The organism is Streptomyces albipurpureus (assembly GCF_023701525.1).
Classification (GTDB): domain Bacteria; phylum Actinomycetota; class Actinomycetes; order Streptomycetales; family Streptomycetaceae; genus Streptomyces; species Streptomyces albipurpureus.
Map to the genome: position 1 here is coordinate 1 of NZ_JAMQAW010000077.1, position 984 is coordinate 984.

The window sequence follows — 984 nt, forward strand, 5'->3', positions numbered from 1 at the left end:
CAGTAGCATCCGGTCTTCGGGCGTGACGTCGAAGTGGGCCAGACCCCATTCGATGCGGTTCATGATCGACCGGTGTGACACCTGCACGCCCTTGGGGCCACCGGTGGAGCCGGAGGTGTAGATGACATAGGCGGCGTTGTCCGGTGACAACACACGCTCCGGGTTGGTCTCCGGATATGCGGAGACTTGTGGGAGTGTTTCGTCGAGTGTCAGCACGGGGTCGGCGCTGTCCAGGAGTTGGCGTACGCGGTCTTCGGGTAGTTCGGTGTCCACGGGCAGATAGGCGGCGCCGGCCTTGACCACCGCGTAGATCGCCACCATCAGCTCAACCGAACGGGGGATACGCACCGCCACGATCCGTTCGGGGCCCGCGCCCTGCTCGACCAGCCAGTGCGCCAACTGGTTGGCACGCCGGTTGAACTCCGCGTAGGTCAGCGTCTCCTGTTCTCCGATCACGGCTTGTCGCTTGGGGGAGTGCTCCGCCTGGGCCTCGAACGCGTCCGGCAAAGTGCCCGCCACCACGGGATGCGCTGTCTGGTTGACCTCCCGCAGCAGCCACTCGCGCTCCTGCGCCGAGAGCACCTCGATCGCACCGACCGGCAGCTGCGGGTCGGCGGCCACCTGCTCCAACACCCGCACCAACCGGGTAGCGATCGCCTCCGCCACCGAAGGGTCGTAGAGGTTGTTCTGGTAGTCGAGGGAGAGCCGCAGGTTGGGGTCTGAGGCGTTGAGGGTGAGCGCGTAGTGGGCGCCTGCGAGCGGCCGGATGGCGTCGACCGTGATTCCCGCCGAGGTGTTCGCCTCGCTGATGCCCTCACGGTCGACCGGGTAGTTCTCGAACACGACGATCGTGTCGAACAGGGCGGGTAGTCCGGTGCCGCGTTGGATGTCGGCCAGTCCGTAGTAGTGGTGGTCGAGTAGTGTGGTCTGCCGGTCCTGCAGCTCGGTGATGACATCGCCCACACTCTGCTCGGGTCGGCAGAA

Annotated in this window: 1 protein-coding gene; it reads right to left on the reverse strand. The window is 66.0% G+C overall.

Annotation, left to right across the window (positions count from 1 at the left end):
* Positions 1-984, reverse strand: a 984-nt coding sequence (locus NBG84_RS35460) for an AMP-binding protein (protein WP_250923815.1), incomplete at both ends; no start/stop codon positions are given.